This is a genomic window from Rhodococcus sp. JCM 9793, assembly GCF_055380405.1.
This window is the reverse complement of the sequence record NZ_AP043721.1, coordinates 1,580,205-1,597,703: the sequence shown is the minus strand read 5'-3', so window position 1 is coordinate 1,597,703 and position 17,499 is coordinate 1,580,205. Positions and strand designations below refer to the sequence as shown.

At 63.9% G+C, this 17,499-nt stretch carries 18 protein-coding genes and 1 pseudogene; 8 read left to right on the top strand and 11 right to left on the bottom strand.

Annotation, left to right across the window (positions count from 1 at the left end):
* Positions 1 to 16: 16 nt before the first annotated feature.
* Both ACZ46K_RS09725 and mhpA read right to left on the bottom strand, forming a co-directional pair.
* Positions 17 to 2,425, bottom strand: a complete 2,409-nt coding sequence (locus ACZ46K_RS09725; RefSeq protein ID WP_464747901.1) for a CaiB/BaiF CoA-transferase family protein — start codon at positions 2,423 to 2,425, stop codon at positions 17 to 19.
* A 137-nt stretch (positions 2,426 to 2,562) separates the two neighbouring features.
* The gene (gene mhpA, locus ACZ46K_RS09720; RefSeq protein ID WP_054810523.1) at positions 2,563 to 4,212 is read right to left on the bottom strand and encodes a bifunctional 3-(3-hydroxy-phenyl)propionate/3-hydroxycinnamic acid hydroxylase MhpA; all 1,650 of its coding nucleotides are present in this window, start codon (positions 4,210 to 4,212) and stop codon (positions 2,563 to 2,565) included.
* Positions 4,213 to 4,374: 162 nt separating this feature from the next.
* Between mhpA and ACZ46K_RS09715 the strand changes: the two genes are divergently transcribed.
* Positions 4,375 to 5,076 (top strand): IclR family transcriptional regulator, encoded by a 702-nt coding sequence (locus ACZ46K_RS09715; protein ID WP_464747899.1) that lies wholly within the window; start codon positions 4,375 to 4,377, stop codon positions 5,074 to 5,076.
* 6 nt (positions 5,077 to 5,082) lie between these two features.
* On the opposite strand, the gene ACZ46K_RS09710 is transcribed toward ACZ46K_RS09715, so the two are convergent.
* The 7 genes and pseudogenes from ACZ46K_RS09710 to ACZ46K_RS09680 all read right to left on the bottom strand — a co-directional run bounded on the left by ACZ46K_RS09710 (position 5,083) and on the right by ACZ46K_RS09680 (position 10,712).
* A complete protein-coding gene (locus tag ACZ46K_RS09710; protein WP_054805560.1) occupies positions 5,083 to 5,931 on the bottom strand; it encodes an alpha/beta fold hydrolase in 849 nt (282 codons plus the stop codon).
* On the bottom strand, positions 5,928 to 6,902 hold the full coding sequence (locus ACZ46K_RS09705; protein WP_464747897.1) for a 3-carboxyethylcatechol 2,3-dioxygenase: 975 nt from the start codon (positions 6,900 to 6,902) through the stop codon (positions 5,928 to 5,930). The genes ACZ46K_RS09710 and ACZ46K_RS09705 overlap by 4 nt, the downstream gene beginning before the upstream one ends.
* A 199-nt stretch (positions 6,903 to 7,101) precedes the next feature.
* Positions 7,102 to 7,959, bottom strand: a pseudogene (locus tag ACZ46K_RS09700) (class I SAM-dependent methyltransferase).
* Positions 7,949 to 8,323, bottom strand: a complete 375-nt coding sequence (locus tag ACZ46K_RS09695) for a VOC family protein (protein ID WP_054805559.1) — start codon at positions 8,321 to 8,323, stop codon at positions 7,949 to 7,951. Before ACZ46K_RS09695 ends, ACZ46K_RS09700 begins: the two are co-directional and overlap by 11 nt.
* Positions 8,324 to 8,353: 30 nt before the next feature.
* Complete coding sequence (locus ACZ46K_RS09690; protein WP_464749279.1) at positions 8,354 to 8,494, bottom strand: ribbon-helix-helix domain-containing protein; 141 nt, start codon at positions 8,492 to 8,494, stop codon at positions 8,354 to 8,356.
* Positions 8,495 to 8,618: 124 nt separating this feature from the next.
* On the bottom strand, positions 8,619 to 8,825 hold the full coding sequence (locus tag ACZ46K_RS09685) for a hypothetical protein (protein WP_464747895.1): 207 nt from the start codon (positions 8,823 to 8,825) through the stop codon (positions 8,619 to 8,621).
* A 399-nt stretch (positions 8,826 to 9,224) separates the two neighbouring features.
* Entirely contained in the window at positions 9,225 to 10,712 is a 1,488-nt protein-coding gene (locus ACZ46K_RS09680) for a PAS domain S-box protein (RefSeq protein ID WP_464747893.1), read from the bottom strand.
* A 162-nt stretch (positions 10,713 to 10,874) separates the two neighbouring features.
* On the opposite strand from ACZ46K_RS09680, the gene ACZ46K_RS09675 reads away from it, so the two are divergent.
* From ACZ46K_RS09675 to ACZ46K_RS09645, 7 genes are read left to right on the top strand one after another with little or no spacing between them, the layout of a single operon-like run.
* The gene (locus ACZ46K_RS09675) at positions 10,875 to 12,047 is read left to right on the top strand and encodes an acyl-CoA dehydrogenase family protein (protein WP_464747891.1); all 1,173 of its coding nucleotides are present in this window, start codon (positions 10,875 to 10,877) and stop codon (positions 12,045 to 12,047) included.
* A gap of 32 nt (positions 12,048 to 12,079) precedes the next feature.
* On the top strand, positions 12,080 to 12,439 hold the full coding sequence (locus tag ACZ46K_RS09670; RefSeq protein WP_464747889.1) for a hypothetical protein: 360 nt from the start codon (positions 12,080 to 12,082) through the stop codon (positions 12,437 to 12,439).
* Positions 12,440 to 12,443: 4 nt separating this feature from the next.
* Positions 12,444 to 12,941 (top strand): nuclear transport factor 2 family protein, encoded by a 498-nt coding sequence (locus ACZ46K_RS09665; RefSeq protein ID WP_464747887.1) that lies wholly within the window; start codon positions 12,444 to 12,446, stop codon positions 12,939 to 12,941.
* 41 nt (positions 12,942 to 12,982) lie between these two features.
* The gene (locus ACZ46K_RS09660) at positions 12,983 to 14,263 is read left to right on the top strand and encodes an aromatic ring-hydroxylating oxygenase subunit alpha (RefSeq protein ID WP_464747885.1); all 1,281 of its coding nucleotides are present in this window, start codon (positions 12,983 to 12,985) and stop codon (positions 14,261 to 14,263) included.
* Positions 14,256 to 14,750: an aromatic-ring-hydroxylating dioxygenase subunit beta gene (locus tag ACZ46K_RS09655; protein ID WP_054805555.1), complete on the top strand. Its 495-nt coding sequence runs from the start codon at positions 14,256 to 14,258 to the stop codon at positions 14,748 to 14,750. Before ACZ46K_RS09660 ends, ACZ46K_RS09655 begins: the two co-directional genes overlap by 8 nt.
* A gap of 9 nt (positions 14,751 to 14,759) precedes the next feature.
* Positions 14,760 to 15,515, top strand: coding sequence for an SDR family NAD(P)-dependent oxidoreductase (locus ACZ46K_RS09650; RefSeq protein WP_464747882.1), 756 nt, complete (start codon positions 14,760 to 14,762; stop codon positions 15,513 to 15,515).
* Positions 15,516 to 15,557: 42 nt separating this feature from the next.
* On the top strand, positions 15,558 to 16,508 hold the full coding sequence (locus ACZ46K_RS09645) for a PDR/VanB family oxidoreductase (protein WP_054805554.1): 951 nt from the start codon (positions 15,558 to 15,560) through the stop codon (positions 16,506 to 16,508).
* Between the two features lie 6 nt (positions 16,509 to 16,514).
* Here the strand turns inward: ACZ46K_RS09645 and ACZ46K_RS09640 are convergent, their stop codons facing one another.
* Complete coding sequence (locus tag ACZ46K_RS09640; protein WP_054805553.1) at positions 16,515 to 17,168, bottom strand: response regulator transcription factor; 654 nt, start codon at positions 17,166 to 17,168, stop codon at positions 16,515 to 16,517.
* Positions 17,165 to 17,452: a hypothetical protein gene (locus ACZ46K_RS09635; protein WP_054805552.1), complete on the bottom strand. Its 288-nt coding sequence runs from the start codon at positions 17,450 to 17,452 to the stop codon at positions 17,165 to 17,167. The genes ACZ46K_RS09640 and ACZ46K_RS09635 overlap by 4 nt, the downstream gene beginning before the upstream one ends.
* Positions 17,453 to 17,499 lie beyond the last annotated feature (47 nt).

Below are 17,499 nucleotides of genomic sequence, written 5' to 3'. Positions count from 1 at the left end.
CGAGTTCAGTACTTGGTTACCGAGCGGGAGCCCGGCCGATCACTCCGCTTTCTTCCAATACACGCAGTTCGCCGTCGGTGACGCCCAGCGCTTTCAGCTCGTCCTCGTTGTGTTGCCCGAGCAGCGGCGCCGGGTGCTGCGTCAGCCGCTCGGGGAGTCCGGTCATGGTGAACGGCAGCGTGCTCTGCCGATAACGGTCTGCGACAGGATGTTCCATGTCCTCGAAGAACTTTCGCGCGTTGAGCTGCTCGATCTCGGTCTGGCGGTGCGGCTGCATCATCTTCGCTACGGGGACACCGGCACTCCACAGCAGGTCGACGATGCGCTCGGAATCCCGGCCCTCACACCAGGCCTGCATCAGTTTGTCGATCTCGTCGTGATGTTCGAGACGCCCGGCGGCGGACGCGAAGCGCGAATCCCGGAACTCGGGGACCTCGCTCAACGCATCCACAAGTGAACACCATTGCGTGTCGTTCTCGACGGCGAGCGCGACCCAGCTGTCGAGGCGGCCGAACTCGTCGACGTCCTTCGCCCGATACAGTCCTTGCGGAGCGGCATCCGGCCCTCGGTTTCCCTGGCGCGTCAGGATCGAGCCGGTCGCGGTGTATTCGATGATCTGCTCGGCGGTGATGCTCAGTGCCGCATCGATCATCGACGCTTCGACAAGCGCACCTTCGCCTGTGGCCGTGCGGTGTTCGAGCGCGAGCAACAGACCGCACACTGCGTGCATGCCGGCGTTCGGGTCGCCGATGCAGGAGGGTTCGAGCGGGTTCCGGTCGGGGTAGCCCGTCATCCAAGTCAGGCCCGCGGCATCCTCGATCGAGTAGGCGAAGGCGGCGATGTCGCGCCAGGGGCCGTCGAGCCCGAAGCCCGGCATGCGCACCATCACGATGTCGGGTCTGATCTCCTTCACTCGCTCGTAGTCCAGTCCGGCCTGATCGAGCACCCGCGGCGTGAAGTTCTCCACGATGACGTCGCACGTTTCGATGAGCCGCTCGAGTAGCTCGTGCCCCTCATCGGTGGTGAAGTCGATCGTGACACTCTTCTTGTCGGCATTCCCGCCGAGATGGATCGGCGAACGCTCCCACCACATGTCGATGTCGCCCGACACCCCGCCGACGAGCCTGCCGCCGTCCGGACGCACAACGGACTCGAGGTGAATGACGTCGGCGCCGAGCAGGGCCAACAGGTGGGTCGAGGTGGGGCCGGCCCAGAACGCCGTCATGTCGAGCACCCGCAACCCGGAAAATGGCAAAGTGCCACTGCTGCCGCCGTTGTGTGTGCGCACGGGGCCGAGCCGGTCGTGGTGTGCGCCGAGAGCCGGTGGCGGTTGCGGCGCGGCCCAAGCGAACGACGACACCTGGAAGGGTTGGCGAGGCTGCAGAAAATTCCCGTGCGGGTTCTCGACGAACACGTTGCGCGCTTCGAAGTGGTCGAGTGTGGCGACATTGCTGGGATCTGCGACGGGAGCGTTCGGGATACGGAAGGCGATCGCCAGTTCTCGGATTTCGTCGACGGTGCGCTCGGCTACCCATTCGGCGATCAGGGGCGACACCTCTGCTGGGCGGGACATGATGGCGTCGTCCTCTATCCATTCCGCGTGATCCATCATCACGTAGAGGTCCTGGCGCTGCTGCAGTGTCCCGCACGCTATTCCGACCAGCCCATCGGCTGCCTGCTGGACGCCGGGAAGCACCAGTGCGCGTTCGGTGCGCCATGGCCGCTCCATCACATCGTGGTAGGTGACGGGGTAGTACGTCAGGCTCAGCACGATCGCTTCGAGCATCGAGAGGTCTATGAGGCACCCGCGACCCGTACGGCGCGAATTCACACGTCCGGTCAGTGCTCCGATGGCGGTGTAGGTACCGGTCACGAACTGCCCCACCCGGCCTCCCACCTGAACAGGCGCGCGGTCGGGTGCGCCACGGCCGAGGCCGACGATCGCGCCGGACCACGCTTGCAGCGTGAATTCGGTTGCGGCTCTGTCGCTCCACGGACCTTCGAGTCCGAAGGGGCTGATCGACACGATAACCAAGTGTGGATGGCGCGCTTCCAACCGCTTCGGATGCAGTTCAGCGATGTTCGCGAACGGGGAATCCGCCGACCAGATCACCGCATCGGCTCTCGCCAGCAGCCGCCCGACCTGCTCCGCGACATCCACGGATTCGGGATCGATGACGCAGCTTTCCTTTCCGCCCGCCAAGAACTGAAAGAGCGGGCCGCTCTCCCCGTCCCCGATCGCAGCCCCCGAGCCGGACCAGAGGCGCAACGGGTCGCCTTCCGCGGCTTCCACTTTCAGGACCGTGGCGCCCCCGTCTGCCAGGAGTCTCGTCCCGTAGCCGCCGGCGACGCCGACGGAGAGGTCGATGACGACGAAGTCCTCGAGCGGAAGTGTGCCGCTCCGGCTTCCCTGGCCTTCGTTCATTCGAGATTCCTCACGCCTGTCGGATCAGCGGCCACCCAGTTCGATAGACGATGTGTCTCGTCATTGGACACTGTTCCTCAGAACAGGTGCCATCGTCAAGCAAATAGTCGGACTCTCCAGCGAAAGGTCAGCGGTCGTCAGCCTGCGGCCGCATCCGACGGGCTGTCGGCCACGTACTTCTCCATGCGCAGAGCACTCAGCAGCTGCGTCGAAAGCAGGCTCGCGTCCTGCGCGATGCCGGCAGCGGCGACAAACCGATCGGGCCGCAGGAACAGGACGGACTCGCGGTGGACGTCGAACCACGCCTTGAGCTGCCCCGGGTCGCCGATCACGGTCACGTCGTCTCCGTACGAAGCCTGCCCCACCTGAGCAGCGGGAACGACGGCAACGAGCCGCGCACCGATCTTGCGCCACGCCTCCACACTGGGCTTGTCGAGAACCGCGGTCGGGTCGTTGTTCCAGCAGAGCACCGCGAACCAGTTTCCGAGCGCCTCGTCGAGACGGCACCGGCCGTTCTCCGTGACGACCTCCGGCTGGATGAACATCCTGCCGACCGGCGAGTCGTTGCCGGGGAGAGGTACCACTGCCCCGGTCTCGTATCGCGGCATCGGCTTGAACCGCATCTCGAGGATGTACCGCTTGAGGGTGGGGAGTGCCGACGCCGAGCGGAGGACCCGGTCGCGGAGCCAGGCCAGTCGCTTGTCGCGCACCGAGATCACCCGGCCGACCATGGTCGACAGGTCGATCATGGCTCGGGCATGTCCGCGTCGCTCCGTGTCGTAAGTGGCCAACAGGTCGGGGTCGGCCTGCCCGGAGCACACTGCGGCGAGTTTCCAGCCGAGGTTGACTGCGTCGCGCACGCCGCTGTTGTATCCCTGCCCTTGCCAGACGGGCATGAGGTGGGCGGCGTCGCCCGCGATGAAGATGCGTCCGCGGCCGAACTCTCCTGCGATCCGCGAGTGGTGGGTGTAGATGCGGTACGCGATGATCTCGGCGTCCTCCGGGCGTGGGATGTGCAGGCCGAGGAGTGTGCGCACGAAGCCGATGTCGTCGACCTCGCTGTCGTGCTCGTCGTCCATGAGCATGAACTCGAAGCGACGGATGCCGTGGGCGATGGAAATGGAAGCGTAGGGCCGGCCGGGGTCGGCTCCGACGTAGCTGTTCGGTGAGCCGAGGGGATCGTGGGCGAGGTCCACGACGAGCCAGCGTGTGGACGACGTGACACCGTCGAACGCGGTCCCGATGATGTGACGGGTTCGGCTCTTACCTCCGTCACATCCGACCACATATCGCGCACGCACCTCACGAGATACGCCACCTTCGAGGAGTTCGACGACGACACTGTCGCCGTCTTCGCGCATCGACTGCATCGGGGCCGACCAGCACACCTCGACGGTGTCGAAGCGCCCGAGCCCCTCGAGGAGTTCGGCGTCCACGAGGGGTTGGACGAATCCGTTGCGTCGCGGCCAGCCGAACTGCGCCTGACTCGGTGCCATCTCAGCGAGAAGCTCACCCTTGCCGTTGACGAATCGCAGGATCTGATTCGGAATGAGGTGCTGTTCGACGTTTTTCGACAGACCGATGCCCTGGAATGCGCGCATGGATTCATCGTCCAGGCCCACACCGCGCGGGTAGTCGATAAGGACGTCGCGTTCCTCCGCGATGAGAACCTGCAAGCCCCGGCCCCCCAGGATGTTCGCCAGGGTGAGCCCGACGGGCCCTGCCCCCACGATTAGCACATCGACGGCAGCCAACTCCGAAGTGGATCGTTCTCGACCGTCGGTCACGGGCACTCCCCTTGCATCAGTGTGTTGTATTTATCGAACACCGAGCTTCTATATCCACACGTACTATGTCGAATGTGGAGCTATAGTGTCAACACCGACATCGCCGTTGAAGTGCATATAATGAGTTCCATGTTGTATTTCTTGCTCACGGGCGTGCGCTGAATGACGACGTCGAACGGGCGCCAGCAGCCTGCCCCTCAAGTCGGAAGCCGGACGCTGGCTCGCGGACTCACCGCACTGCTCGCCGTGGTGGACTCCCCCGACGGCATGACCGTTCAACGCCTTGCCGGCGAACTCGACGTCCACCGCTCGATCGCGTACCGAATTCTGCAGACATTGCGCGACTTCGGCTTCGTGACGCACGGATCCGACGGCAGCTATCGCCCCGGAGCGCTCCTCGCGGCCCTCTCTACGTCCTACCTGCCGGCGCTGCGCGAGATTGCCACCCCGGTGATGCGGCGCCTCGCCGACCAGGCCGGCTGCACCGTGCACCTGTTCGTCGTCGAGGGCGAAGAAGCCGTCTCGATCGAGGTGGTGGAGCCCGTGACCGTGCTCCAGCACATCGCTTTCCGCGCCGGTATGCGGACGCCGCTGGATCGCGGTGCCGCCGGCTACGCGCTACTGGCCGCCGGGCCTGTACTTCCGGGCGAGCCCGAAGCCGTCGCCGAAGCACGGCAGCGCGGATACGCCACGAGCTCGGGTGAGGTCGAGTCCGGCGCCTACGCGGTCGCCGCCCCGGTCGCGAACTCACACCCCGCGGCGTGCCTGACGCTCATGAGCCATCGCGAGAATCAATTGGCCACGGCTGCGCCGGAGGTCGTGCGGGCCGCGGAGGAGATCACCAAGGCAGTGCTCGAGAGTTGAGCGCCGTCATGCGTCGCCGGAGAGGAAACCGATCACGGCCTTGTCGCAGATCTCCTGCTGCTCCCACTGCGGCCAGTGCCCGGCACCGTCGATGAAGAGAAACTGGCCGTTCGGCATCTTGTCGGCCATGTCCATGCCGGCCCCCGCAGGACCGGACGGATCGTCGCTGGTCCAGATCACCAGCGCCGGTGCTGCCACCGCGGCCAGGTCGGCATCGGTGACCATGTTGCGCCGCCGCACCTCGGGATCCTGCAAGCACAGGACATGTCGCATCGACTCGGCGAACCCGGGCCGCGAATAGATCGCGCGACGGCACGCGACGAGTTCATCGGTGACACTCGCAGGATCGGCCATGAGCCACTCGAGACGCGCCCGGATGCGTTCCTCCGAAGGATCGTCGGCAGCCGCCTGGCTCAAGTCCCTGATCCGCGCCATCACCTCCGGTGCTGCCATGGTCCCGCCTGGCGTGTTGAGCACGATGCGCTCCAGCCGGTGAGGGTATTCGACAGCGAATTTGATTGCCACCCAACCACCGAGCGACTCGCCGGACAGGTGCACGCGATCCAGATCCAGATCATCCAGTAGCGCGGCGAGATGCCCTACGTAGGAGTCGATCTCGAGATCACGCTCGGTCGGGGTCGTGTAGCCCTGCCCGGGGAAGTCGTAGGCGATGACGGTGAAATGCTCGGAGAGCGCAGGGATGTTTCGCGAGAAGGCTTCCAAATGCCCGCCCGTGCCGTGCATGAGCACGAGCGCGGGCCCGGAGCCCGCGCGCAGCACGCGGGTCCGCCATCCTTCGATCTCGCGGTACGAGATCGTGTGTGCCACCGTGCCGAGGTCGCCCCAGATCGTCATTGCGCCGCACACTCCTTCGTTATTGCAGTGGTTTTCGGTATAGCAGTGGTGACGGCGAATCCGGCAAACCACTCTTTGATCGGGCGGTAGTAACGGCGTGTCATCTCGTATTCGCCCTGAGTGGACAGCGCGGCGTAGGCGGCGATCCAGGTACGGATCTCATGAGCGGAATGGCCACCTTCCTCGGCGAACCACTCTGTCGACTTTTCGTCGAACGCAGTGGTGTCGCCCGACTCGAACGCATCGAGCACGAAAGCGTCGAACTCGGGGTTGAGGTCGTGAAAATCGGTTGATCCCGACGCGAACGCCCCCGCCGCGGCGACAGTGCGGGATTCCCGCACCCGACGCTGCTCGGCAGTGGGGTTGCGCCCGTGTGTAATTCGTTCGGCAACTTCCGGGGTGGCGATTTCCATGCGGGGAACCGGCGGGTCGTGGGAGAGACCACCCGATCCGACGATCAGCACTCGCTTCCCCGACTCCGCCAGCGCTCGCCCAGCAGCCTCCCCCAGTAGACGCGCTCGGCTTGCGGGGCCGAGCGGCTCGGCCACACAGTTGATGAACACCGGAATCAGAGGTGGGAGCTTCTCCACGGAACCGAACAGGAACAGCAGCGGTTGAACGAATCCGTGGTCGACCTGCATCGACTCCGACAGCGCAACATCGACGCCCGACTCGAGCGCGTGTCGCGCGAGGACGTAGGCGGCGTCGCGGTCGACAGGTAGCGATCCTGTCGGCAGCCCGTAGTCGCCCACGGATGTCGCTGCCGCACCCACACAGAACGGGGGCATCAGTTCGTACAGGAAGCCGTTGTAGTGGTCGGGCGCGAAGACCAACACGAGTTCGGGATCGAACTCCTCCACGAACGCGCGTGCACCTGCGAGCTGCGCGTGTACCTCGTCGGCAATGCCTGCCTCCGGGTCGTGCAGGCCGATCAACGGCGAGTGCGACGAAGCGCAGAGAGCAAGCGGCATGATCACTCCGTTCGTCGACCGAGCGAGCGGCATAGTGTGCGTTATATACACACATAATCTCGGTATCTACACGCGCGACAGTAACACCCGACCCATCGACGTTCAACGAGTCCGCTCGGGGTCGCCCATCCCCTTCCGCGCGGCGCCGGGTTTCGACGAATGAGAAGGCGGATTCACTCGCTCACCATGAGAGCCACCGTCAGATGGTCGCCACCAGAATGTCCTCCCCGCTCGACGGGCGCAGACCGTCGGCCCTGTCGGCGAAGTAGCGGACAGCAAGCGATGCCCCCGCGACGTGTCGGCCATCCGTGAGTCCCGCTTCGCGGGCGAGAGCCAGCATTTCGGAAGGTGTATAGAAACTGACGAACGGTGTTCCGGACGCCTTGGCCCCCTTTTCACTGGTCTCGAGGCCGGCCCGGTCGGTCTCGTCGACCAGATCGGTGGGCAACAGAAAGGTCATTGCCAGCGTCGACCCGGCTGCAAGCCCGGCGACCTGACGAAGTGTCGCCGCGGTGGCATCCCTGGTGAGATAGTGGGACACACCTGTGGAGACGACAACCGCCGGAAGATTCGGGTCGAAGCCCTCGTCGGACAGCTTCTCCCGCCAGCTTTCGTTTTACTCGAAGTCGACCGGCACGAGATGAAGCCGGTCCGGAACGCCGTACCCGAGTTCGATCAGGCGCCGACGCTTCCACGCCTGCGGGCCCGGTTGATCTACCTCGAACACCTCCATCTTCGCGGCAACATCCGGTCGGCGCTGGGCGAAGGTATCGAGACCGGCGCCCAGGATCACGTACTGAGTCACGCCCAGTTCTGCCTGCTCGATCACGAGGTCCTCGATGAATCGAGCGCGGCCCACGATTGCCGCGCGGAAGCCGCTGGTCGCCTGCGGGTCCATGTCCGGGCGACGTGGCCAATCACCGTCAGGCGCAAGAAGCCGCAGGCCGACCTCATCTTCGAGTACGTGCGGCGGTGGATCCACCTGGACGTGCATCGCACGCCACAGTGCGACACGTTCGGCCGTGTTCTCCGGCGCCTCGATCTGCTCATTCGCCATGCTGATCCACCTCTGCGTGTCGTCCCGGGCCGGAAGCTTGGAGGCTCCAGAGTCGCCCATCGGGATCGCGTACGGTCATCTCGCGAGTTCCGAAGTGGGTGTCCTCGAATGGTGTGACCACGTCGACTATGGGATCCGGATCAAATGCATCAGCGTGGGGCACATTCAGAACGAGTCGGATCTGCGGCTGCTCGCTTTCAGGGACCTCGGCGATGAACATGTAGGGACCGTCGCCCGCGCGGAGCTGCCCGGAGGCGTGGTCGGTCTCGAACTCCAAGGTGAAGCCCAGCTGCTGGAAGAACTTCGCCGACTTACCCCAGTTGTGGGTCGTCAGATACACGGCTTCGATGCCGGCGGTTGTCATTTCGATCTCCCTTCCGGAGGAACACGAGCGCTACTCGTGGGTGTCGAGGTAGGCGCGCATCGCCTCGGTCACCAACGCGGACAGCGATGTTTCGTCCTCGATCGCGCGATGTTTGATCTGCTTGATCAGATCGACCGGCAAATACACATTGAACTGCTTGACGTCACCCACAGCAAGCATGCTAGCAATCTAGCTAAGTGGCGTAAAGCAGGTTCGGCGTCGACGGTGGGTGTACCGAAATATCGGACAGTAACCGTCATCTCGGACACTTCGAGTATCCGCAGCCGTTCATAGGTCAATCAGGGAACGACAACAACGCGTTCTCCGGGCGATCCGCATCTGCCCAGGCCGATTCGATGTCGACAAGCGGAACGATACGGGGAGCCTCCATCATCCGACCGTCAGCGATCGCGACGGCGAGTTCGTCGAGACCTGCACGGTTGCGGCCTGCGGCGAGGAGCCCTTCCTCTCGTTCCGCGGGTTTCCGTTGGTTCTGAACCAACGGAAACCCGCAAAAGCGGAGGAATGCTGGTGATCATGTGGACCAGAACGCCTGGACCACGAGTACACCAACAGATTCGATCAGGTCAGCCGGGGAAGGGAGGAGCACCCGGGGCGTTGTAGCCGCCGTCTGCGTAGCCGCACAAGGAAGGGGGAGTCCCGTCGAGGAGACATCCGATTGCCACCTGAACCATGCGCGGCAACTCCGCGGCGCTCCCCGTTGCAGGAGCGGAACTACCCGTGGGAACAGCACTCGCCGTCGCCGGAGCTAGGAGAATGGCAGCAGCACAGCCTATTACAACCGTGACGAACTTGCGTTTCATGAAGTGAAGCCTTCCACGTTGTTTGGACGGTCGGAAGTGAATCGGTAACCAGCCCCGAGCTGTTACCGATTGCGAACTCAGTGAAATGGTGCTACGTGCACAGAAATCGGCAGACGCAACCGCACCTCGGTGCCGCGCGGTTCGTTCGCGAGGAACCGGATGTCGCCGCCATGCCGTTCGATGATGTGCTCGGACAGGATCAAACCGAGACCCGACCCGTCCTGTTTCGCAGAAAATGCACCCGATGCCAGCCGATTCTCAGGGGCTCTCTCCATTCCCCTGCCCCCGTCCGACACAGACACGCAGGCCCAATTCTCGTCACGCCAGGTGTTGATCTTCAATTCCTTGACCTCGGTGGTCGGCAGCACGATTTCGTCGATCGCGTTGAAGCACAGGTTGATGATCACCTGACCGATCAGCACGCTTTCACCCTGAACGGGCAGTGGTTCGTCCGTCGGGTCGACGTTGACGCACACGCCTCGTTCAGCGGCACGCAGCCGAACGAAATACAGGCTCTCTTCGACAACCTCGTTGAGATCCAGTGCAGACATCGTTGATTCGATTCGTCTGACATACCGTTTGACGGACGCCACGATCTCCGCGGCGCGGCTCAGTTGCTTTTCCGCCATGTCCAGTCCGTACGAGAGCTGCTCCCGGTCGAGGGTGCCTCCCGCGACACGCGCCTTCAGTCCGCTCAGATAGTTCGACGACGCGGCGAGGGGCTGCCCGAGTTCGTGGGCAAGGATCATCGCCATGTCGCCCATCGCGTTGTAGCGACTCAGATACTGGAGGTTCGCCTCCTGATACTCGTGTCGCTGTTCCAGTTCGACGCGATCCGTCACGTCCCGGACGGCCAGCACACGGGAGACGATCCCGTCGTGCACCACATCCTCGAGTTCACCGGCCAGCCAGGTGGTACTTCCGTTCGATTTCGTGATCTTCTGCGTGATATTGACGGATCCGTGTCCGGACGCAAGTTTGGCCACCACCTGCTCGGAGTTCAGCGTCGGGTCGCACCGGCCGAGGTCTTCGAGGTGGACACCCATGAGTCGATCGGGTGTCGAATCGAACAGCTGCGCGGCGAGCGGGGAGATGTCTTCGATACAGTTGTCGTCGTCGAGCACCAGAATTCCGGCCGAGGTGTGGGTCATGATCCGCTGCAGCGACTGCGAGACCCAGCTCAGTTCCTGCTGGATTTCGACCTCCTCCGAGATGTTGCGGAACTCGACCATCACCACCGGGCCGTCCTGGAACTGCATGAGCGACGCGGTGGCGTCGGTGAGGAAGTCGACGCCCGCCTTGGTCCGGTACTTCCACTGCCGGTGACTCGACCCGTGCACCACGGCTGACTGCAACCACGCGACACCGAGTGCCCGGCGATACTGCCGTTCCTGGCTGCTCATGTGGTGTGCCTTGAGCGGACGCAACTCCTCGAGCGTGAATCCGAACATCCGGCAAGCGGCGGGATTCGCCCACAGGATGTTCTTCGACGCAGCCTCGTGGATGAGAATGCCCGTCTGAGTGTGTTCCGCCATCGCCTGGAAGTCGCGTCGCGTCGGGAACATCGATCAACACCTCCGAGACTGTGACGGCCCATCATCGAACACGATGCGCCTCATCCGCCATAAGGAATTACCTTATGACCTCGGGAGAAAATCCCGATACCGCCGCAGTCTCGTCGTCCATAGCGTGTTCATCAGCGCGAACACGTATCGAACGGAGACGAGATGACGATCCCCAGCATCACCGAACGGATCGCGGCCGAGCCGGTAGGCGCGGCACGGGACCGGGCGTTCGAAGATGCGCTCGAAGTGCTGTGCGACCGACGAGACGAGTTCAACCAGCAACACTTCGTCCCGCCCGATTACATTGCCATGCTCAAGCGCGCCGGAATGTACCGGGCGTCGACGCCGGCGCAGTTCGGTGGCGAACCGATGGATCCGTCGTCGTTCATGAAGCTCGTCGAGCGGATCTCCGCGGTGGACCCGGCCACGGGCTGGGTTGCGAGCTTCGGATCGTCACTTGTGTATTTCTCGGCCCTCCCGGTCGCGACGCAAGCGAAGATCTACGCCGACGGACCGGACCTCGCCTACGCCGGCGGCCTGTTCCCGATGCAGGAAGCCGAGAAGGTGGACGGCGGCTACCTGTGCAGCGGGCTCTGGCAGTTCGCCAGCGGATGCCGCGGTGCCGACATTCTCGGCATCGGTCTCGCAGGTGGCCCCGACACCGACGGAATGCCGCTCACCGCGCTCGTGGACCCGGCCGACGTGGAGATCGTGGAGAACTGGGATGTGGCCGGTATGAGGGCCACCGGCTCCCACGCGGTCCGCGCAGACCGACTCTTCGTGCCCGAGGAGATGACATTCGTGCGCGGCGGCGTTCCGCAGGTGGACGAACCGATCACCAGATATCCGATTCTTCCGTACGCAGCACAGGTACTGGCCGTCGTGACGCTCGGAGCCGCGCGCGGCGCTCTCGATTACGTGCGCGAGGTCGGCTCGGCACGCTCCAGCATCACCGGCGGACCGGTCAAGGGAAATCGACCCGCCTACAAGACCGGTCTCGCGAAGGCCGAGGCCGATCTGCGCTCGGCGCGGGCGTTCTTCTACGAGGTCACCGAAGAGGTCTGGGAGCTGGCCGAATCGGGCCGGCCCATCACGGACGAACACAAGGCGTTGCTCCGACTGGGTGCGACCCAGGCTGCACATGTGGGCCGCACCGTGGTGCTCACCGCATTCGATCTCGCGGGCACCGGCGCAATCTACGAGAGTCATCCACTTCAGCGGTATCTGCAGGACGCGCTCGTCCCGGCCCAGCACGCGATGCTCCAGACCAACACCTTCGAGGCCGCCGGATCGATCCTCCTCGGCCTCGACGCCGGAATCCCCAGCTTCCCCTGATCGGGCCTGCCCACAACCGAAAGGACGCCGTCATGGCCGAACCGTTGCGCACCCTGTTCTGCATCGGCAACAATCAGAACTTCTTCGATCTGCCCAAGGCCGAGATCGGCCCGGTGTGGGTCGGTATCTCCACCATGCTCTCGAACCTGAAGAACATGGACGGCATCGACATCATCGGCACCTTCGACGACGACGCCCACATGGTCGGGCCGTCCGACGGCTGGCCGTGGACCTGCTATGTCCTTGCCGATGCCAAGGATCAAGAGACGGTCAGGAGCGCATGTAACCTTCTTCGCACCACCATGATCGGCGAGTACGCACTGTGGAAGTACTTCAAGATCGAAGCGCGGATGGGGCGTGAGCTGACCATCCGGGACGACGTGGAGTTGTGATCCGGTGAACGACGTGGAGAAACGTCTTGCCGCGCTCGAGATCAAGGATGCCGTCCGCGACTGCCTGACCCGCTACATGGATCTGTGCGACGTGCCCGGGCCGATGGAGGATCCCGACCAGATCGGACTGCTGTTCACCGCGGACGCAACCTGGGAGGGTGTGGGGCCCGAGTACGCCGACAAGTTCGGTATCGCCCGGGGGCGCGGCGAGGTGGTCGCGCTCGTCACGCACTATCTTCCGCCGGAAGACCACTTCGTACGCAATGTGCATCTGCTCGGCAGCGAACAGATCGATGTCGAGGGCCACGATGCCCGGGGCCGCTGGATCATGCAGCAACTCTCGCTCTACACGGACGGCACCGCCGAATTGTTGTGCGCTCGACTCGAAATCGACTTCGAGGTCGAACAACTCCCTCACACCACCGCCCGCATGCGCCGGTTCCGTACGCAGCGATTGTTCGCGACACCGCTGCCCGCCGCAGCGATGAGCCACCTGCCCTGATGCGGGCGCCCGCACGTCACGAATTCCGAAGGAAGAACACCATGACAACGGTCGAGCATTCGATCCAGGAGAACTACGGCGACCTCGTCGGCACCGATCGTGTCGCCGGCCGGCTCTACACCGATCCGGACATCTTCCGCGTGGAGATGGAGAAGATCTTCTACCGCACGTGGGTGTGGGTCGCGCACGAGAGCGAAATTCCCGAGGCCGGCTCGTTCAAGACCACGCAGGTGGGCGACCAACCGGTGATCGTGACCCGCGATCGCAAGGGCAATTTCAACACCCTCCTGAATCGTTGCCGCCATCGCGGCGCAACCGTGTGCGACCAGCGCAGCGGCAAGGCGAACGGCTTCACGTGCCCGTACCACAACTGGTCGTATGCTCTCGACGGGCGCCTGCGCGGCATCCCGTACCCCGATGGGTACGAGGGGGTCATCGACAAGAAGGACTACCCGCTCCAGACCCTGCGCACCGAGAGCTACATGGGGATGATCTGGGCGACGTTCAACCAGGACGCCGAGCCCCTCGAGGATTTCCTGGGCGACGCCAAGATCTGGATGGAGCGTTTCTTCAAGCAGAGCAACGGTGTACCGACCAAGGTCATCGGCGTGCACAAGTTCCGGTTCAAGGGCAACTGGAAGATCCAGCTCGAGAACACCACCGACGGCTACCACTTCCCGATGGTCCACAAGTCGTGGATGGCCTCGGTCGACGCGGAAACCGCGAACATGATGTCGTTCATGGACGATCCGAGCGCCGAAACACACTCGCTCGGTAACGGGCACAGTGTCGCGATCATGGCCGCCGCCCACATGGACCTCGACATCGACGACGGTACCGAAGAGATCCAGCCTCGATTCCAGCATCTCGTCGACGAACTCACCGAAGCCGGTGAAAGCCCCGAACGAATTCGTCGCTACATGCGCTCTATGCACGGCTGCGGGTTCAACCTCAACACGTTCCCGAACGTGGCGATGTCGTCGTCGTTCTTCCGGGTCCTCATCCCCATCTCGGTCGACGAAACCGAGATCTGGCACATGGCCATCGGCATGGACGGCGGACCTGAAAGCGTCAACCGGGAGCGGCTGCGCATCCACGAGCATTTCCAGGGACCGTTCGGTTTCGGTAGCCCCGACGACGCCGAAGGCTGGACCCGGGTGCAGATCGGTGCCGGTGGCAATCCCGACATGCCGATTCTCGTCAACCGTGGCGAGGGACGCGAATATCTCACCGAAGAAGGCTGGCCCACTTCCCATGTCACCGACGAAACGGGAATGCGTGAGGCCTACGCGATGTGGAAGAAGTTGATGAGCGATGACTGATCTCACCTTTACGGACCCCCGTGTCCTGCGCGCCATCGAGCTCATCTGGAAGGAAGCCGAGGCGCTCGACGACAAGGATTACAAGTCGTGGGAGCAGATGTACACCGACGACGGCCACTACGTCGTCCCCATCGACCCGGACACCGAGGATTTCGGGTCGTCGCTCAACCTGGTGTACGACGACAAGCGCCTGCGGCGCCTCCGTGTCGAACGCATGCTCCAGGGGTACTCGCCGTCTGCCGTGGCAGCGGCGCGCACCGTCCGGGTGATCTCCCGCTTCACCGTGCGCGAGCTCACCGATACGTCGGTCACTATCCGTTCGGCTCAGATTCTCAACGCGTTCAAGCGAAACGAATTCCTGACACTCGGCGCGAACCTGACACACACCGTCGTATTCGACGACGAGGGTGACGACAAGATCGAGCTCAAGGTGATCCGCCTCATCGACAGCGAGGACGCAGTCAGCGCCTCCGGATACCTGTTGTGAGGAGTTGACGTGACCACCACAACCACACACGGCATCGCAGTCGTCACCGGCGCTGCCGGCGGAATGGGCGCCGTCATCGCCCGGAAACTGCACACCGACGGACGGCGGGTTCTTCTCGCCGATATCGACGGCGGTGCCGTCGATGCGCTCGCATCGGAGCTGTCCGCGGACGGATCCACCGCCCGCGGGCTCGAGCTCGATGTGAGCCACAAGGCCGGGTTCGAAGACGGTCTCGCAGTGTGTCAGGAAACCTGGGGCACACCCACGATCCTCGTCAACAATGCCGCGGTCACCCAAGCCGCCGATCTGATGACCCTCGCCGAGGACGATTTCACGAGCGTCCTGAACACGAACGTCAACAGCATCTTCTTCGGATGCCAGGTGTTCGGTGCTGCCATGGCCGACAAGGGTTTCGGACGGATCGTCAACATGGCGTCACTCGCGGGCCAGAACGGTGGCACCGCCACCGGCGGCCACTACGCAGCGTCCAAGGGCGCCATCCTCACCACCACCAAAGTGTTCGCGCGTGAGCTGGCGAGCCGGGGTGTGACGGTCAACGCCGTCTCCCCCGGCCCGCACGATCTGCCCGTGGTGCGCAGGACGGTCCCGGCCGACAAGCTCGAAGGCATCATCGCGGGCATCCCGGTGGGTCGGCTCGGCAGCCCGTCGTTCATCGCGGACACGGTCGCGTTGCTGGCCGCCGACGACGCCTTCTTCGTCACCGGCGCCTGCTGGGACGTCAACGGCGGACTGTACGTCCGCTGACGTCCTTCCCCTTCCACTGTCGCTACACAAGGAGAAACGGACATGACACTCATCGACGTCATCGTCTCCGACATCACCCAGGAAACTCCGACCATCAAGTCGATCCGGTTGGAGAAGCCCGACGGTTCACCGCTGGGTACCTATCTGCCGGGCGCGCACATCGACGTGGAAGGGCCGACGGCCATCACCCGCCAGTACTCTCTGTGCAGCACACCAGACGCCGCGGAGTCGTTCGCGTTCGCCGTCAAACGCGAAGCGAACTCCCGCGGCGGGTCAGCCGCACTGCACGAACTCGCGGTCGGCGACAGACTCCGCATCAGCGAGCCCCGGAACCTGCTCGGCATCGCGACCGACGCACAGCACCACGTGCTGGTGGCCGCCGGTATCGGGATCACCCCGATGTTGAGCATGGCCCGCTACATGGACGTCCACGACATCAGCTTCGAGCTGCACTACTTCGCCCGCGCAGAAGCCGAAGCGGCGTTTCTGCCGTTGCTGAACGATCGTTGCCCCGACAAGCTGCACGCCCACATCGGGGTAGCGCGTGAGAGCCAAGAGCAGGTGCTCGACGACGCCCTCGCCGGAGTGCCGTCCGGCTCGCACGTCTACACGTGCGGGCCGGACGAATTCATGGACAAGGTCGTCGCGGTCGCGGGCCGGCATGTTTCGCCCGATGCGGTCCACCTGGAGAATTTCCACGCCGCCGAGCAGCCCGACGCGGCCGAGAACGCGGCCTTCGAAGTGGAACTCGAGGGAGAGACCTACGAGATCCCCGCCGACAAGAGCATCGTCGAGGTGCTCCAGGAGAACGGCTGCGACGTCGACACCTCCTGCCAAGAAGGGATCTGCGGCACCTGCATCATGCAGGTACTGGAAGGGTCGCCCGAGCACCGCGACAACGTGCTCACGAAAACCGAGAAGGAATCGGGTGAGGTCATGGCGGTGTGCGTGTCGCGGACGAAGAGCCCACGACTCGTGCTCGATTACTACTGAACAGCCCTATCGATCGGTGTCCGGGACCTCCACCCCGTACCGGAGGAGGTCCCGGACGAAGGTTCCGATGCTGTCGGAATCGGTCTTGCTCTTGATTCGGGCGCGATGAACATCGACCGTCTTGACGCTCATGCCAAGCCGGCGGGCGATGTTCTGGCTGGGTAGTCCTTCGACGACCAGCGCGAGGATCTGCCGCTCCCGCGGAGTCAGGCACTCGAGCTTCCCCTGCACTACCGTGCGCGAAACATGTTCGGCGAACCGTATTCTGGCCTTCTCCGCACCGGACTGCACGGCGTCGAGCAGTCGCTGCGGATCGTACGGCTTCTCGAGGAAATCCATCGCCCCCTTCTGCAGCGCCCCGACGGACATCCTGATGTCGCCGTGTGCGGAGACGAAGATGATGACGACGTGCGGGGCGAATTCGTTGATCTTCTCCTGGAGCCGCGTGCCGCTCATTCCGGGCATCCGCACATCGAGGACGATGCACGCCGGCGTCGACCCGTCGTACACATCGAGGAATGCGTCGGCGCTGTGGCAGATCACCGGCCGGATACCGATGCTCTCGAGTATCCAGTCGACGGAATCGCACAACTCGGGGTCGTCGTCGACGACGTACACCGTCGCCTCCGGGATATCAGTGGTCACCTGCGCGGAGGTCATGCCGTAGTGTCTCCCCACGCTGCCTCGGCGGTCCAATAGCGGGCCCCCACTGCGCTGAACTCGGGCTCCCACGGCGTCGTGCGTCGAAGTAACGGTTCCTCACCGCGCACCGACTCGTCGGCCGCCTCCGGGCCGTCCGCCTCGACCGTCCAGTGCACCCAATTGACCTCGCGGCCGTATTCGTCGTGCACGAACAGGTCGACATGATGCCACCCGTAGTTGAAGGTGTCCTCGTAGCAGGTGAGGAACATCCGATGGTGGTCGACGGGTCGCGGCTTCAACATCCCGGAATCTCCTGAAATCGCTGTATCTACTGAAACCGTGAGCGGTG

Bases quoted from the DNA above. Each gene is read 5' to 3' on its own strand.
- ACZ46K_RS09725 (WP_464747901.1), bottom strand. From the start codon at position 2,425: ATGAACGAAGGCCAGGGAAGCCGGAGCGGCACACTTCCGCTCGAGGAC.
- ACZ46K_RS09715 (WP_464747899.1), top strand. From the start codon at position 4,375: ATGACGACGTCGAACGGGCGCCAGCAGCCTGCCCCTCAAGTCGGAAGC.
- ACZ46K_RS09710 (WP_054805560.1), bottom strand. From the start codon at position 5,931: ATGACGATCTGGGGCGACCTCGGCACGGTGGCACACACGATCTCGTAC.
- ACZ46K_RS09705 (WP_464747897.1), bottom strand. From the start codon at position 6,902: ATGCCGCTTGCTCTCTGCGCTTCGTCGCACTCGCCGTTGATCGGCCTG.
- ACZ46K_RS09695 (WP_054805559.1), bottom strand. From the start codon at position 8,323: ATGACAACCGCCGGCATCGAAGCCGTGTATCTGACGACCCACAACTGG.
- ACZ46K_RS09680 (WP_464747893.1), bottom strand. From the start codon at position 10,712: ATGTTCCCGACGCGACGCGACTTCCAGGCGATGGCGGAACACACTCAG.
- ACZ46K_RS09675 (WP_464747891.1), top strand. From the start codon at position 10,875: ATGACGATCCCCAGCATCACCGAACGGATCGCGGCCGAGCCGGTAGGC.
- ACZ46K_RS09670 (WP_464747889.1), top strand. From the start codon at position 12,080: ATGGCCGAACCGTTGCGCACCCTGTTCTGCATCGGCAACAATCAGAAC.
- ACZ46K_RS09660 (WP_464747885.1), top strand. From the start codon at position 12,983: ATGACAACGGTCGAGCATTCGATCCAGGAGAACTACGGCGACCTCGTC.
- ACZ46K_RS09655 (WP_054805555.1), top strand. From the start codon at position 14,256: ATGACTGATCTCACCTTTACGGACCCCCGTGTCCTGCGCGCCATCGAG.
- ACZ46K_RS09645 (WP_054805554.1), top strand. From the start codon at position 15,558: ATGACACTCATCGACGTCATCGTCTCCGACATCACCCAGGAAACTCCG.
- ACZ46K_RS09640 (WP_054805553.1), bottom strand. From the start codon at position 17,168: ATGACCTCCGCGCAGGTGACCACTGATATCCCGGAGGCGACGGTGTAC.
- ACZ46K_RS09635 (WP_054805552.1), bottom strand. From the start codon at position 17,452: ATGTTGAAGCCGCGACCCGTCGACCACCATCGGATGTTCCTCACCTGC.